Annotated in this window: 12 protein-coding genes and 1 pseudogene; 6 read left to right on the forward strand and 7 right to left on the reverse strand. The window is 62.4% G+C overall.

Annotated features, from left to right (window positions below):
- The first annotated feature begins 152 nt into the window (after positions 1 to 152).
- From IVB46_RS24380 to IVB46_RS24395, 4 genes are all read left to right on the forward strand, one after another.
- On the forward strand, positions 153 to 590 hold the full coding sequence (locus IVB46_RS24380) for a VOC family protein (RefSeq protein ID WP_063984035.1): 438 nt from the start codon (positions 153 to 155) through the stop codon (positions 588 to 590).
- Positions 591 to 698: 108 nt separating this feature from the next.
- Positions 699 to 1,841, forward strand: a complete 1,143-nt coding sequence (locus tag IVB46_RS24385; RefSeq protein ID WP_247306983.1) for an Mrp/NBP35 family ATP-binding protein — start codon at positions 699 to 701, stop codon at positions 1,839 to 1,841.
- A gap of 193 nt (positions 1,842 to 2,034) precedes the next feature.
- Entirely contained in the window at positions 2,035 to 3,126 is a 1,092-nt protein-coding gene (locus IVB46_RS24390; protein WP_014496209.1) for a TRAP transporter substrate-binding protein DctP, read from the forward strand.
- A gap of 522 nt (positions 3,127 to 3,648) precedes the next feature.
- Positions 3,649 to 3,999, forward strand: a complete 351-nt coding sequence (locus IVB46_RS24395) for a hypothetical protein (RefSeq protein ID WP_247306986.1) — start codon at positions 3,649 to 3,651, stop codon at positions 3,997 to 3,999.
- Between the two features lie 154 nt (positions 4,000 to 4,153).
- Here the strand turns inward: IVB46_RS24395 and IVB46_RS24400 are convergent, their stop codons facing one another.
- From IVB46_RS24400 to IVB46_RS24430, 7 genes and pseudogenes are all read right to left on the reverse strand, one after another.
- Positions 4,154 to 4,996, reverse strand: a complete 843-nt coding sequence (locus tag IVB46_RS24400) for a bile acid:sodium symporter (protein ID WP_247306991.1) — start codon at positions 4,994 to 4,996, stop codon at positions 4,154 to 4,156.
- 26 nt (positions 4,997 to 5,022) lie between these two features.
- Positions 5,023 to 6,027, reverse strand: a complete 1,005-nt coding sequence (locus IVB46_RS24405; protein ID WP_247343656.1) for a glycyl-radical enzyme activating protein — start codon at positions 6,025 to 6,027, stop codon at positions 5,023 to 5,025.
- Positions 6,024 to 7,187 (reverse strand): 6-phosphofructokinase, encoded by a 1,164-nt coding sequence (locus IVB46_RS24410; RefSeq protein WP_247306997.1) that lies wholly within the window; start codon positions 7,185 to 7,187, stop codon positions 6,024 to 6,026. Before IVB46_RS24410 ends, IVB46_RS24405 begins: the two co-directional genes overlap by 4 nt.
- 16 nt (positions 7,188 to 7,203) lie before the next feature.
- Positions 7,204 to 7,707 (reverse strand): glycine radical domain-containing protein, encoded by a 504-nt coding sequence (locus tag IVB46_RS24415; RefSeq protein WP_256468638.1) that lies wholly within the window; start codon positions 7,705 to 7,707, stop codon positions 7,204 to 7,206.
- Positions 7,687 to 9,694: pseudogene (locus IVB46_RS24420) on the reverse strand (pyruvate formate lyase family protein); the annotation flags it as partial. The pseudogene IVB46_RS24420 and the gene IVB46_RS24415, both read right to left, overlap by 21 nt.
- 51 nt (positions 9,695 to 9,745) lie before the next feature.
- A complete protein-coding gene (locus tag IVB46_RS24425) occupies positions 9,746 to 10,573 on the reverse strand; it encodes a 3-oxoacyl-ACP reductase family protein (RefSeq protein WP_247307001.1) in 828 nt (275 codons plus the stop codon).
- Between the two features lie 383 nt (positions 10,574 to 10,956).
- Entirely contained in the window at positions 10,957 to 11,814 is an 858-nt protein-coding gene (locus IVB46_RS24430) for a hypothetical protein (RefSeq protein ID WP_063984030.1), read from the reverse strand.
- A gap of 465 nt (positions 11,815 to 12,279) precedes the next feature.
- Here IVB46_RS24430 and IVB46_RS24435 point away from each other — a divergent pair, with 465 nt between their 5' ends.
- A complete protein-coding gene (locus IVB46_RS24435; protein ID WP_063984029.1) occupies positions 12,280 to 14,043 on the forward strand; it encodes an adenylate/guanylate cyclase domain-containing protein in 1,764 nt (587 codons plus the stop codon).
- Between the two features lie 182 nt (positions 14,044 to 14,225).
- The gene (locus IVB46_RS24440; protein WP_231144575.1) at positions 14,226 to 15,128 is read left to right on the forward strand and encodes an ABC transporter substrate-binding protein; all 903 of its coding nucleotides are present in this window, start codon (positions 14,226 to 14,228) and stop codon (positions 15,126 to 15,128) included.
- Positions 15,129 to 15,203 lie beyond the last annotated feature (75 nt).

Below are 15,203 nucleotides of genomic sequence, written 5' to 3' on the forward strand. Positions count from 1 at the left end.
TTGCCGGGCGAGGGGGCGCCTGGTTCCGCTATGAGGGCGGATTAGGAGCGCACCATAAACCCTTGAGGCCAGAGGGCAACGGCTTCGTTTGGCAGCCGCCTGTGCTAGGATGGCGGGACTTAAGGTCCTACATAAAAAAAGGGAGCGAAAGCATGGGCGGCGTGAGTGTTGGTGTCCTCGATCATTTCAACATCCGGACCCGGAATCTGGCCGAGACGGTCCGCTTCTATGAGGACGTGCTGGGCCTGGAAAAAGGCGCCCGGCCCGATTTCGCCTTCCCGGGGGCCTGGATGTACAGCGAGGGCAAGGCGGTGGTGCACCTCGTCGATATTTCCCCGACCTCGGAGCCACAAAAGCCGGATTCCGGCGTTGTCCACCATGTCGCCTTCGTCAGCCGCGGTTTCGACGGCATGAAGCAGCGGCTGACGTCCAAGGGCATGAAATTCGACTCCCGCCAGGTGCCCGGCGGCGACCTCTGGCAGATCTTCGTCCACGACCCCAACGGGGTCATGATCGAGCTCAATTACGAGGCCGCTGCGGAGCAGGGGGCTGCCCCCGCGGAGATGGCTGACGATATCGGCAAGCAGTAGCCTTTTGGCCGTTTCCGCTCTAATGGGGCATCCTCAAGCCTTGAGCGTGATCTGATCGGAAAGCCGCTCCACACTTTTCCGGATCATGCTCTGTTCAGGAGATGCGCTTTGAGCGTGACGCAGCAACAGGTTCTCGACAGCCTCGCCAGGATCAAGTCGCCCCGCGGGGTCGCGCTCACCAATGCCAATGTGCTGAGCGCGATCAGCGCGGCCGACGGCAAGGTGTTCTTCTCGATCAACGTCGATGCCGCCGAGGCGCGGGCCTGGGAATCCGTCCGGGCCGAGGCCGAGGCCGCGGTGCGCGCCATTCCCGGCGTCACCACCGTGATGGTGGCGCTGACCGCCGAGCGCAAGCCGGGTGCGACACCACCTCCGCCGCCAACGCCGAGCCGCGGCACGCCGGGCGTGCAGCCGGTCCACGCCCACAAGCCACCGCCGCAGGGCGGCGCCCAATCGCCGATGGCGCGCCAGTCCGAGATTCCGGGTGTCGCCGCCGTGATCGCGGTCGCCTCGGGCAAGGGCGGCGTCGGCAAGTCGACCACAGCGCTCAACCTGGCGCTGGGCCTGCGCGACCTCGGCCTCAGGGTCGGGCTGCTCGATGCCGACATCTACGGCCCCTCGGTGCCGCGGCTGACGGGCCTGCACGAGAAGCCGGCGCTGGACGGCGAGCGCAAGATGATTCCGCTCAAGCGTTTCGGCCTCGCCATCATGTCGATCGGCTTCCTGGTGGAGGAAGAGACCGCGATGATCTGGCGAGGTCCGATGGTGATGTCGGCGGTGACGCAGATGCTGCGCGACGTCGCATGGGGGAGCCTCGACGTGCTCGTGGTCGACATGCCGCCGGGCACCGGCGATGCCCAACTCACGCTGGCGCAGAATGTACCGCTCAAGGGCGCCGTGATCGTCTCGACCCCGCAGGACCTGTCCCTGATCGATGCACGGCGGGGGCTTGCGATGTTCAGGAAGGTCAACGTGCCCGTGCTCGGCATCGTCGAGAACATGAGCTACTTCCAGTGCCCGCATTGCGGCACGAAATCGGACATTTTCGGCCATGGCGGCGCGCGCCACGAGGCCGAGAAGCTCGGGGTACCGTTCCTGGGCGAGATCCCCCTGCACATGGCGATTCGCGCCACCTCGGATGCCGGTAATCCCGTGGTCGACAGCGAGCCGGACGGTCCTCATGCGGCGATCTATCGCGCCATTGCGGGGCAGGTCCGGGACCAGCTCAAAGGCGTTATCGCCGCGGCCTGAGCCGGTCTTTTGGGGACATGCGACTTTCGTAGAGCCCCGTCATGCCATTGTCGCGTTCCGAAAGCGGGGCTTCCGTGTTAAAGGCCACGGCAGTCAAGCCCCTTCGGTTCGACGCGACAAAAACGCGTCGCCGGAACGAGCGGCGACAACGAGGAAGTTTAGGGGAAACGCCCCAACAAGGAGAGACCTGAAGATGAAGCGTCGTGATTTCCTGAAAGTGTCGGCAGCAGGCGCGGCGGCGACCGCCGCGGTGGCCTCGCCGGCGATCGCGCAGTCCATGCCCGAGATCAAGTGGCGCCTGACGTCGAGCTTCCCGAAGTCGCTCGACACCATCTATGGCGGTGGCGAGCAGCTGGCGAAGTACGTCGCCGAGATGACCGACAACAAATTCCAGATCCAGGTGTTCGCCGCCGGCGAAATCGTCCCCGGCCTCCAGGCGCTCGATGCGACCTCGAACGGCACGGTCGAGATGTGCCACACCGTCTCCTACTACTATGTCGGCAAGGACCCGACCTGGGCGATCTACGCCTCGGTGCCGTTCGGCCTCAACGCGCGCCAGCAGAACTCCTGGTGGTACCAGGGCGGCGGCGAGCAACTCGGCAACGAGTTCTTCAAGAAGTCGAACGTGATCGGTCAGCCCTGCGGCAACACCGGCACCCAGATGGGCGGCTGGTTCCGCAAGGAGATCAAGACCGTTGCGGACCTCTCCGGCCTCAAGATGCGCATCGGCGGCATCGCCGGCCAGGTGCTCCAGAAGGTCGGCGTCGTGCCGCAGCAGCTCGCCGGCGGCGACATCTATCCGGCACTGGAGAAGGGCACCATCGACGCCGCCGAGTGGGTCGGCCCCTACGATGACGAGAAGCTCGGCTTCGCCAAGGTCGCCAAGTACTACTACTATCCCGGCTTCTGGGAAGGCGGTCCGACCGTCCACGCCTTCACCAACCTGGACAAGTGGAATTCGCTGCCGAAGAACTACCAGGCGATCCTCACCAACGCGATGGCCAACGCCAACAGCTGGATGGCCGCGCGCTACGACATGCAGAACCCGGCGGCGCTGAAGCGTCTGGTCGCCGGCGGCACCCAGCTTCGTCCCTTCACCAACGAAGTGCTCGAGGCCTGCCTCAAGTCGACCAACGAGCTGTGGGGCGAGATCTCGGCCAAGAACCCCGACTTCAAGAAGTCGATCGACGCCATGCAGGCCTACCGCTCCGACGAATATCTGTGGTGGCAGGTCGCCGAATACACCTACGACAGCTTCATGATCCGCTCGCGCACCCGCGGCTGATCTTTCGAAACGTCGCAAGACGACAGAGCCCGGCCTCGTTCGCGAGGCCGGGCTTTTTCTTTGCCGCCAGCGGCCGCCCAAACAAAAATATGAAAAACAACCCCATGCACAGTAGAAGCAGGGTGAGGGCAGGTTGCCCTGTAAATGCTGCCAACCATCTGGACCGTTGGGGCAAATCAGCGGGAAGGGGCAATCGTCGCGCAACCGGGGCCAACGCGGCGATTTTGCCTGATCGCGGCATCTGGAATGACATCGTCATTTGCCGCGCGTCCGTTCCCGCATCGTCATTGTGAAGAGCCCTTGGGAAGAAGCAATCCGGGCTGTCACCGCGGATGGACTCTGGATTGCTTCCGCCTTCGCCGAGGCTTCGGCGGACAAGTCGCTACGCTCGCAATGACGGGTGGATGGAGTTGGGGCTCGACCCAGCAACGAACCCGTTTGACACGTCGGGCAAAACAGTGGCAAAAAGCTAACATCGTATAATCCGAAATTGATCTTCGGTGCCGACCCCGTGAGGTGACGATGAGCTTCGATCCCGATGAAGTTCAAAGCGCGCTGCGCAAGGCATGGTCGCTGTCGACTTCCAGCCAATGGACGCCGAACAATCCCGCGGCAGGGCAGTGCAACGTCACGGCGCTGCTCGTTCACGAACTCTTCGGCGGCGAGCTGCTGAAGACGCGTCTGCCGGCGGGCGATCATTTCTACAATCGGATCGAAGGGCGGCGGTACGACTTCACAGCGAGCCAGTTCGATCAGCCGATTGCCTACGTCGACTTGCTCACAGATCGAGCCGACGCAGAGCTGGGAGCAACGAGCGACCAACTGGCCGAACTCAGAGCCGCTTTTCAGGAGCACCGTACGAGGTCAGCTTAAGGCCGGTAGCCAGTGTCGCCCTGTCGCTTGCAGAGGTCCGCTATCCGTAAAAAGTCGAAATTCGCATCGAGCACGCCACGTCTGCGATGGTCCTAATGCAGACGTGATAATGCTGGCGTCAGCACCGCTACGATGACCATTCCCAACTGCCGCCTTACAGCCTGCGCAGGACGAACTGCATGATGAGCCCGCTGAGCGTCAGAAACACCGCGAGAACCACCGTGACCGTGACGGCGGGCGTTCCGGCGAAATTGGCGCTTGCGATCACCATGGCGATGCCCGTGTTCCGCTGAGGGGTGCTGAAAGCGAGCGCCTTGCGCGTTTCCTTTTCCGGCCCGCCGAGGATCCAGCCGACGAGCGTGCCGATCAGAACCAGCAGCAGCATGCCCCCGAACGCCCAGAGGCTGAACTTCGCGAGCTGATTCCATTGCGCTATCAAGCCGCACACCACGACGGCCACGACGAGCAGGTTCTGCACCATCTCCATCGGCTTCGCCAACCGCGCGGCAACGTCCGGCTTCCAGTGATGGAAGGCCAGCGCGAGAGCCAGCGGAATGATCTGCGATATCAGCAGCGTCTTGGCGATACCGAAATAGTCGATGGTAAGTGAGCCGGCGCCGGGAAGCCGGGCGAGCAGCAGCGCCAGCAGGAGCGGCGCCAAAATGGCCGACAGCGCAGCCGAGATGATCATCAGGTCGACCGCGTAGGGCACATCGCCTTTTGCAACTGTGGTACCCGGCACCGAGAACGGTGCGCCGGCGCACACCGAGACGATGAGAAAGCCGGCGGAGACCAGCGGCGGCGCCTGGAAGAGGTGGAGCAGGACGACCGTGATGAGCGGCACCAAGATGAAGCTCGCCACGAGCCCCAACACGATCAGCCGAGTGCGTCCGAGCGAGGACACGATTTCATCGATACCGACCTTCAAGCCTGCCGTGATGGCCATGGCGAACACCAGAGCTATGCTCAGGGGCGTCAGTAGTTCGGTGGCGGTCATCGGCCTGTTCCCATCCGAAGCAGCGATTATCCTGTCGTGGCGCTGCCCGGCGGTTGCAGCGGGTCGTTGACTTCCGACCATCCTTTCCGGCCGAACGCCTCGTCCACGATGGTGCGCAGGCGGACGATCGTTTCCTCGGGCAACGACGGGAAATCTTCCAGTTCGTACTTCTGGCCCAGGAAGCCGTATTTGGACTGCCCGAAGCGATGGTACGGCAGCAGTTCGTATTTGATGACGTTCGGGTGAGGTCGGATGAAATCCAGCGTCGCGCGGATGTTCTCCTCGCTGTCGTTAACACCTGGAATGACCGGGGTTCGCGCGATGAACTTCTTGTCGGGAAACTGTTCGTAGAGACGCTTCAGGTTGTCGAGCACTCGCTTGTTGCTGGCGCCGGACCACTTCTTGTGACGCTCGGCGTCCATGCTCTTGATGTCGTGATAGTAGTAGTCGACGTGTGGCGCGACCTTCTCGATGTTGGCGTACGGAACGTTGCTCGCAGTCTCGACAGCGGTGTTGATGCCGCGGTTGTGGGCTTCCTCGAGGAGCGCCGCGGTGAAGTCGGGGGAGAGCATGCACTCGCCGCCGCTCACCGTGATCCCGCCGCCGGAATCCGCGAAGAACGCCTGGTCCTGCTCGACCTCGTTCAGGACCTCGTCCACGGTCATCTCGCGGCCGAACAGGTAAAGCGCGCCGGTGGGGCAGACCGACGCCGTTTCCTCGCCGCATTCGCTGGCGAGGTCCCAGTTGACGTGGATCCGGTCGTCCAGGCCGTCGACGACGTACATGGCGCCTTCCGGCGCCGGCGGGTGAAGGCAGCGGCCGCACGCCTTCGCGCCGATGCACTTGTTCATGTTGTAGGCGAGCTCCGGCAGCCTGCCGATCGTCTCCGGGTTGGAGCACCACTTGCAGCGGAGCGAGCAGAACTTCAGGAACACGGTGCAGCGAAGCCCGGGCCCGTCTTCGGTGCAGAAGTGCTGGATGTTGACCACCAGGCCCTTGGGCGGTCCGTCAGACGCGACGTTGTTGGTCATCGGGCGGCTCCGTGATCGCCGAGACAGATGCCGAGCGCCCGCGCCGCGACCATGAACTCGCTGGCGGGCGGGACCGTCCGGATGCCGTTGACGGCCTGGCCGAGCGGAACGTAGGCCAGATGCGGCGGCTTGAATGCGACCATCTCCCCGCTGCGGCCCTCGTTCAGTCCGCGGACTGCTGCGGCCCCATAGGCCAAGCCGATCTGCCGGTCGACCGCGGTGAGTTTCCCGCCGCGAAGCAGCTGATCCGGCACGAAGGAGAACGTCTCGATGTTGGTGCGCCGCTGCAATTCGGGCGCCACGCTTTCGGCGGCCGCTCCGGAACGTCTGATCACTCTTTGGCCGCTGACCTGCGCCGTCGAGCCCGGCGACAGGGCGCGCCTCCTTGCCTCGATGGCTTCGTCCTTGGCAGTGTCGGATCGGCCGTCTTCTGCCGGCCGAGCTCCTTCCGCCACCACGACAAGCGCAGGGTGACGGCCGCGGTCGAGCAGGCGCTGCGAAACGCGATCCAAGTCGTAGGGAATTTCGGGAATGAGGATCGCGTCCGCGAGCGCCGCGATGCCGGCCTGCAGCGCCAGCCAGCCGGCGTGTTCGCCGAGTATCTCGACCACCGCGATCTTGTGCCCGGCGCGCGCCGCCGTGCGGATTCGATCGAGCAGTTCAATGGTGAATTCCAGCGCGGAATTGAAGCCGAACGAGTACGCGGTCGCCGCGACGTCGTTCTCGACGGATTCCGGAACGCATATCGTCTTGAGCCCCTTCCGCTCCAGCTTCCAGGCGACGCTCATGGCGCGACGGCCGACGACGCTGATGACGCCGTCGATCCGTTCGCGTCCTGCCGAGGCCAGGAGGTCGTCGGATCGGTCCATTTCCTCGACGTAGTCATCGTCGACCGTTCGGACCTGGAACGGATTGACGCGCGAGGTCGTCAGGTCGCCTCCGCCACTGAGGAGGCCTTCGACGGAATCGGGTGTCAGCCTGGTCAGCCCCCCGTTGGGATAACGATCGCTGAACAGCAGCCCTTCGTAGCCGTTGTTGATCGCGAAGACTTCCCAATCCAGTTCGTGTGCGGCCACCACGGCACCTGCGACCACGGCACTCCAGCCGGGAACATAAGCCCCGCCGGAATTGATCGCTATTCGCCTCGCGGAGGTGCTCATCTGCTACCCGTTGCGTTCAGGCGGCCTCTTCGGTTCTCGCGATGATCTCTGCCTGTTGGGACGGAGAGAGATCGACGAAGTACGCGGAATAGCCCGCGATGCGGACGACGAGGTCGCGGTACTTTTCCGGATCCTTCTGCGCGGCCAGCAGGGTCTCGCGATTCAGGATGTTGAACTGGACGTGCCAAAGCTTGAGGTTGGACCAGGTGCGGACGATCTGCATCAGCCGGCGCGTGCCTTCCTCGCCGGCGACGTTGCCGGGAGCGAACTTCATGTTGATGAGCTCGCCGCCCTTCTCGCGATAGCTGGTGTCGCGCCCATGCGCCATGGACGTCAACGCCACCGTGGGGCCCTTGAGATCCATGCCGTGCGACGCCGAGATGCCTTCCGACAAATATTCGTGGGCTGGGCGGCCGTTGGGGGTGGCCCAGGTAACCTTGCCGAGCGGGACGTGGAACGTGATGGGGATGCAGCGCAGGATGAAGCACTGGCCGTTCGGTTTCGGATACTTCCTCAACAATTCTAGGAGGAGGTGATCGATCGCCAGGCTGATCCTGTCGACCCAGTCGACCCCGTTGCCGTATTTCGGCGCGTTCAGGCACATCTGCCGGATCGCCTCGTTGCCTTCCCAGTTGCTCTCGATCGCTTGCAGAAGCTGGTCCCACGTCAACTGCTTGGTGTCGAAGATCAGGTGCTTGACGGCAGCCAGGCTGTCGACCGCGGTGCCCTTGCCGACCGTATCCAGGCAGGAGTGGTCGAGCCCTCCGGGGATGTAGTCGCCGTGGCTGTGCAGGTCGCGGCAGTGCTCCATGGCGAGGTCGTGCAGCATCGAAGTCTGCGGCGAAGCGAAATAATTGCCGGCCATTTTCAGCGCGACATACTGCTGGGTCAGCGCGTGCCGGACGAGATGTTCGACCTGCGCCGCGAACGCCTTCCAGACGTCATCGAAGCTGGTCCAGGCGCGGGGATCGCCAGTCTCTAGCCCGAACTTCAGATCCTTCCAGACCTTGAGCCTGCCGTTGCGGAAAGTCGTCTCTACCGCCGAGCCGTAGTTGAAGCCACCGTTGGCCGTGACGTTGGTCTCGCGGTTGATGAGGCGGTTCTCGCAGCAGCCCGAGATGTTCCAGTCGTTGGCTTCCTTTCGGCTGGCGCCATTCGCCAGGTAGAACGGGATGACCATCTCGTCATTGAGCAGCTTCGGATATCCTTTGCCGTCCTTGATGGCGTCGACCACGGCATGCAGAAACTTCTCCGGCGTGTTGGCATGGATGCGCACGCAGACGTCGGGCGCCGTAATCTGCAGCGGTCGGACGGATTCCAGGATGGCGTAGGACAGATCGGTGGTAGCGTCCTGCCCGTCGGGCGTCAGCCCGCCGAGGCAGACGTCGACAAACTGCGAGAAGCCTTCGGTCCCGGCGGCGGCCACCGGATTCATCTTGATCTCGGTGACTTGGGACATCTGCAGCCACAGGCATTGCAGCAGTTCCTGAGCCGCCTCCTTCGTCAGCCGGCCTTCTGCGAGATCCTTTTGATAATAGGGGAGCAGATATTGGTCCATGCGGCCTTGGCCCATCGCGCAGCTGGTCTGCTCGATGCGGTTGAACATCTGGCCCCACCACTGGGATTGGAGGGCTTCGTGGAAGGCGCGCCGGGTTCTCCGGGACCTGGGTGCAGATGTCGGCGATGGTCAGGAGCTCGGCCTTGCGTTTTGGATTGGGTTCCGTCGCAGCCCTCTCCTTGGCCGCCGCGGCGTAGCGCTCCGACCAGATCTTCATCGCGTCGCAGGTGATGATGACGGCCTCGAGGAACGGCTCTTTGTGGATGGCGTCGCGTGGATGATCGAGCGCCGCTAGTCTGGCCTTGGCTTGCTCACGGATGCCTTTGCAGCCGAGCGTGAGGAGCTTGTTCCAGTCCGGCGTCCAGTTCTGGGAGTGCCGCTGGTTCGAAGTCGCAACCACGACGCAAGTCATGGTCAGGATGTCCTTGGGGTTTGGCCCGTACATCATGAAGCGGGTTTCTTCGGGGATCGCGTCGTGGAAGTTCGAGGCGTAGTCGCGGCCCGTCCAGTAGGGCGTTAGGACCTCGTCGATGATCCGCTCGTCGTCCTCCATCACGACCACTTCGCCGATTTTTCCTTTGTTTTTTTTGAACTCCTTGACGCCGTCGGGCATGATCGCGCCGTCGAGCTCGGCGTACACGATGGCCCAGCGCCCGAGCCAGGTGTTCGGCCGCCCGACGATGAGCTCGTCGTCGAGGATAGCGACCGTCGATCTCTCGGCGTAGTGCTTCAGCGCCTTCGCCCAGCGCAGGACGAGCGGCTGGGATTCGGTGGCCTTGAAGGTTTCCGTGAACAGCACGGAGCGCTCAAGTGCCACGCGGGGCGGACCGTAGGCGCGCATGCCTTCGAATATGCGAACGACGCGGTCCGATGCGGCGCCGTGGAGAACCTTGGTCCCTTGCTGTATGGCGTGCTCCTGGGCAGACAGCGTCGCGGTCGAAAGAGCCATGGCGAACTCCTGCGCTGATTGGGGGCGGATCCGTCGATCGACGGCGCCGGGTTAGGTCACGACGCCTCCGTTCATGTTGATGGTTTGGCCGACGATGTAGGCGGCGTCGTCGCTGGCCAAATAGACTGCAAGGGAAGCGTATTCCTCGATCTTGCCCATGCGTCCGGCTGGAATCATCTGCAACTGGCGGGCTTGCGTTTCCTTGCCCATGGCCTTGAATGCAGCGTCCCAGGACTCTGTCAGGATCCCGCCGCAGGCGATGCAGTTGACGTTGACGTTGGCGCCGATCACCTCGAGCGCGACCGAGCGGGTGAAGCCGACCACCCCGGCCTTCGACGCCGAGTAGTGCGGACTATGGAACGACATGCCGGAGACAGCCGCGATCGAGGCGATGTTGACGATCTTGCCGTACTTCTTGGCTTCCATGATCTTGAGCGCTTCGCGGGTACAGTAGAAGACGCCGGTCAGGTTGACGTTGATGATCCGGTTCCACTCGGCGTCGTCGATGTTCTTGGTGATCTCAAGGGAATGTTTCTCGATAGGCGTCGAGATCATCTCGAGGAATGCGGCCCGGGCCTTTCGGCTTGCGTCGCTGGAGGGCGTGATGGCGGCATTGTTGATCAGAATGTCGACCGTGCCGTAGTGCTCTACGGCTTTGGCGAACATGTTCTCCACGTCCTTGCTGGACGAGATGTCCGCGCCGATGGGGATTGCATCGCCACCCGCGCCTTTGATCATCGCCACGGTATCGGCCGCGTTCTTCTCCTCGCGCTCGTTGACGACAACCTTGGCGCCTTGGTCGGCGAAGGCTTTCGCGATGCCCTTGCCCAGGCCTCGGCCCGCTCCTGTGATCAGTACGATCTTGTGCTTTAACTTCATGACCGCACACTCCTTCACTATGCAAGCTCAGGTTGCCCCTATCTCTTGAGCGCATCAACTGTGCGCGAATGCCGCAAATGGGACAGCGGGCGTTACCAATGTGGTTCGCAATATGGCAAGACTCGAGGCGGCCCTGTCCGGGTACAACGCTCGCGCACTCTTGGCTGAGCCGCTCCTTGCATGTCTTGTCAACCGCACTGAACCTCGCAAGCGCCAAGAGGCAAGCATCTGAGAGTTCGTGCATATGCTCTCGAAAGCAAGCGCGGAGATCGACTCTCTCACCTGCTCGGGCGGTGTGGCGGCTTTGGTCGTCTCCTACGAATGCGACCAGATGCACAATGATTGTCCGGCCGTCCGCTCCGAGTCAAAAGCCGAATACCGATCTACAGCTGCGGACCAGATAGTCTAACCTCTCGCTCGGCGCGGAAGACATTGCCATACAGGTTGCTGATCCATTGTCTTCCGCTCGAGGTTACGTTCAAATAACGGATCGCCGTCGGGACTTGCGGTGCGACCTTGGTCCAGTAGAACTGCGGATATTTGTGCACCACGTCCGCGGGTGTGGCGTATCCGAGCGATTTGTTGAGCCCTATCTCTTCGAATTCATAGAAGAGCGCATTTGATTTCTTCATGTAGTTCGGATCGCCGAGCTGGCCGATCAGATCAGCGGCGCGCAGCAACAAACCTTCTTCCTCGTCCAGATCATCCTTGAGTTCGCTCGTTGGTGCGTCTGTATAGGGAAAGCGGGTATATTCGATGGCCTGGGCAACGCGCGCGGCGTCGATCTGGTCGACCGCGTCGAGGCGCTCCACCGCGAACAATTTTGAGCGATCGACGTGATAGGGCGCAAGCGCTGCATCGGAGGAGCCGACCGGCAACTCAACCGTTCGGCCGGTACCATCAACGACATAGGCGCCCTCCTGGTCTCCGTAGATGACGCCCCGAACGTAGCCGATGTCGTGGATCAGACAGGCCAGGATAAAGTGAGCGTAATCGCTGGCCGTGGTTTGCCTCAGAAGTGAGCGGCCGATCAGGATGTCGTGCCCCACCAGCGTGACCAACAGGGTGTGCTCCACGTTGTGATACAATGCATCGCTGTTGCCGATACATTCCAGGGCCAGCTTCGCCGCGTAAGGGAGCAATTCCGGCAAGCTGGCATGCGATGAGCCGAAGCGGCCTTTTGTCTCCGAGATGAGGAACGCACCGAGCGCCTGGGACGTCAGTTCTGGAATTGTTATCATGAGCAAGGTCCTCGTCGACGACCCCCCAGTAAGCCTGCTGCAGGATCAGGAGGGAGAGGAGGCCACTGGAAGAATGCGACGCCGAGCCGGAAGTTGCCGGACGCCGGCGAACTGAAGGGCGACGTCGCCGCCTGAAATTGGGCTGAACATGACGTGAGGCCAAAGGCGGGGGTGATGCTTGACCTAGATCAACGTGGCTGCGGCGCATGCTACGTCTGCCCGGCAGCAACGCCCGTTCAGGGCGGTCAAAAGCCGGCGTGCGGCGCGAAGGCCAGTCAGCCGGAGGCTGACATCGGCGGACAATTCAGCCATGGCGCCAATTTGTCGCCGGACCGCGTGGCTGGTCCGCCCTAGAAAGCGCGAAGGGTGCACCGGTACGCTCGGGTTCGAATGAACTCCACCCGACGGCGGAGCGACATGTTATTCTGGCTCATTGTATTTATGTGATTATCAGGAGACCGGATCATGATTCCTCAGGATCGGTTTCGCGGCCTTTTTCATAAATATCTGTTCGCGCTTTTCGTGGCTGTCGCGATCCCACTTGCATTCAACGGCGTTATTGAAGCGTGGTTCGGCTATCGCGATCAGCGCGCGAGGCTCGACCAGTGGCTTAGCCTCCAGTCCGCATCCGCGGCCGCCGAAATTCACGATTTCATCCACGGCATCACGAGTCAGCTTGGCTGGCTGGTTCAGCTTCCATGGAGTGACGAGTTCGACGAACGCCGGCGGACCGACGCGTTGCGCCTGCTTCGACAAGCGCCCGCCATCGTCAGTCTCACACTCCTCGACGGCAATGGCCTGGAGCGTCTCTACATCTCGCGGATCGGCCTCAATCGTATCGAGAGCCGCACGGACCGATCAGCCGATCCCGCCCTGGTTGGTGCCCGCGCAGCTCAGATCTGGTTCAGCGACGTCAGCTACAATCGAGGCTCCGAACCGTACTTGACGGTCGGGATTGCCGGCAACCGGCCGGCTGTCGGCGCAGTCATAGCCGAAGTGAACCTCAAGCTGATTTGGGACGTGATCTCGGCGATCAAGGTCGGAAAGACCGGATCCGCCTTCGTCCTGGACCGATCGGGTCGCCTGATCGCCCATCCCGACATCAGCCTCGTGCTCCGCGGGGCGGAGGAAGCAACCTCCAAGCCATTTCGGGCTGTGCGGGACGCGATAGGGTCGAAAGCGGGCTTCGCAACGAGCCGGGATGCGCAAGGACACTATGTTGCCGCCAGCGCTGCTCCCGTACAGGGCCCCGACTGGACAGTCGTGGTCGTGCAGCCGCTATCCGAAGCTTACGCACCGATCTATTCCGCCCTGTGGCGGACGGCAATGCTCCTCGCAATCAGCACCATGCTCGCAGGGATACTTGCCTATGCATTGGCGCACCGGATGACGGAGCCGATCAAGCTGCTCGAGGAGGGCACGGAGAGGATTGGTGCCGGGTCCTTCGACCACCGCATCTCGATCCACACCGGGGACGAGTTCCAGCGTCTTGCAAACAGTTTCAACAGAATGGCGTCCGAGCTGGCGCTGGCGCAGCAGCACCAGGAGCGCATCGCCAAGCTCAAGCGGTTCCTTGCCCCCCAGGTCGCCGATCTCGTCGATCGAGCCGGCGATGACAGCGTGCTGGACGGCCGCCGTACGGAAGTCGTCGTTGTCTTCTGCGATTTGAGGGGGTTCACCGCGTTTTCAGCAGGCGCCGCGCCCGAGGACGTCATGAGCGTACTGTCGGAATATTATGAAAGCCTTGGCAGGGTCATCACGAAATTCGAGGCAACGCTGATCAATTTCTCCGGAGACGGACTGATGGTGCTGGTGAACGCACCTGTCCCGGTCGTAGAGCCTGCATTGAGAGCCATCGATCTCGCCATCGACATGCAGACGAACGTACAAGCCCTCATCGCCGGCTGGCGATCGCGTGGCTACCACATTGGTTTCGGAATCGGCCTTGCCAGCGGGCCGGCGACTGTCGGCCGGATCGGATACGAGGACCGGCTCGACTACACCGCCATTGGAAGCGTCGTGAATCTTGCGGCCCGGCTGTGCGCATCTGCCGCAGACAAGGAAATCCTGATCGACGCCAAAGTCGCCGCCGACGTCAAGGGCAGGCGGCCCGTTGAGGATCTCGGGGGCCGCGAGATCAAAGGATTTGACGAAGCCATTCCAGTCTTCGGAATATCCTTCGAGGCTCTCGAGCCGAGTGGCCGCGGGATGCCCGGCACAATCCGCTAGAGACTGTCCGCGTATCCGGGACTATGCTCCGGCAAACGGCTGACGGCAGCGGGTCCGTGGGCATGAGGTGCGCCAACTCTGAAGCAGCAACGCTACGCAGACGCGCCAGACGGCGTGATTTTCTTCTTTGGATGGCAGGCGCCGCGACGTGGACGACCGTCTCGTATGGGCAGAAGCCCTCCATGCCGGTCATCGGATATCTTTGCCCGGAGTCACCCGAGCTCTTTGGCAGTCGACTTGAGGCTTTCCGACAGGGACTGGAGGAAGCCGGCTTCGTCGAGGGGCGCAATGTGGCGATCGACTTTCAGTGGGCCGCCGGACAATATTCTCGATTGCCAGCCCTGGCTGCCGAATTGGTCGCCAGAAATGTAGACCTGATCGTGGCTCCTGGCGGCGCTCCCGTGGCACTTGCCGCGAAGGGTACGGGTACGACCAAGACCATCGTGTTCGAGATGGGCGGCGACCCCGTTCAGCTACGCGTGGTGGACAGCCTGTCGCGGCCGGGCGGAAATATCACGGGGGTATCGAGCCTGAGCGTCGATGTGTCGCCAAAGCGGCTTGAGCTGATGCGCGACCTGTTGCCCACGGCGACCAGATTGGCGGTGGTCGCCAACCCGACAAGTCCGACCGCACCATCACAATTGCAGAAGCTTCAGGCGGCCGCAGAAACCCTGCGGGTTCAACTGCAGATCTATAGCGCAAGCAAGGAGGATGAATTTGAATCCGTGTTCGCGGCCGTTGCCAGGGACGGGCCAGGCGGAGTTGTGTTTACCTCCGACCCTTATTTTGCATTTCGCAGTGCCCGGCTGGCGGCTCTCGCGATGAAATATCAATTGCCCGCAATCACGCAGACCCGGGACTTTCCCGTGGCTGGAGGTTTGATGAGCTACGGAGGAGATTTCGTGCAGTCGCACCGTCGCGCGGGTATCTATGCCGGACGCATTCTGTCGGGCGAGAAGCCTTCCGATCTTCCGGTTCAGCTCGTCACGAAGGTGGAGCTCGTTGTCAATTTGAAGGCAGCGAAACTGCTCGGCCATCCGTTCTCCGCAGCAGTCATTGCCGGCGCGGATGAGGTGATCGAGTAAACCATCATGGGAACGTGCCCAGATCGGCTTACACGAACCTGACAGGGGGCGCGGGCGAACCTGCCACGCGCTTTT

The organism is Bradyrhizobium sp. 61 (genome assembly GCF_023073075.1).
GTDB lineage: Bacteria > Pseudomonadota > Alphaproteobacteria > Rhizobiales > Xanthobacteraceae > Bradyrhizobium > Bradyrhizobium barranii.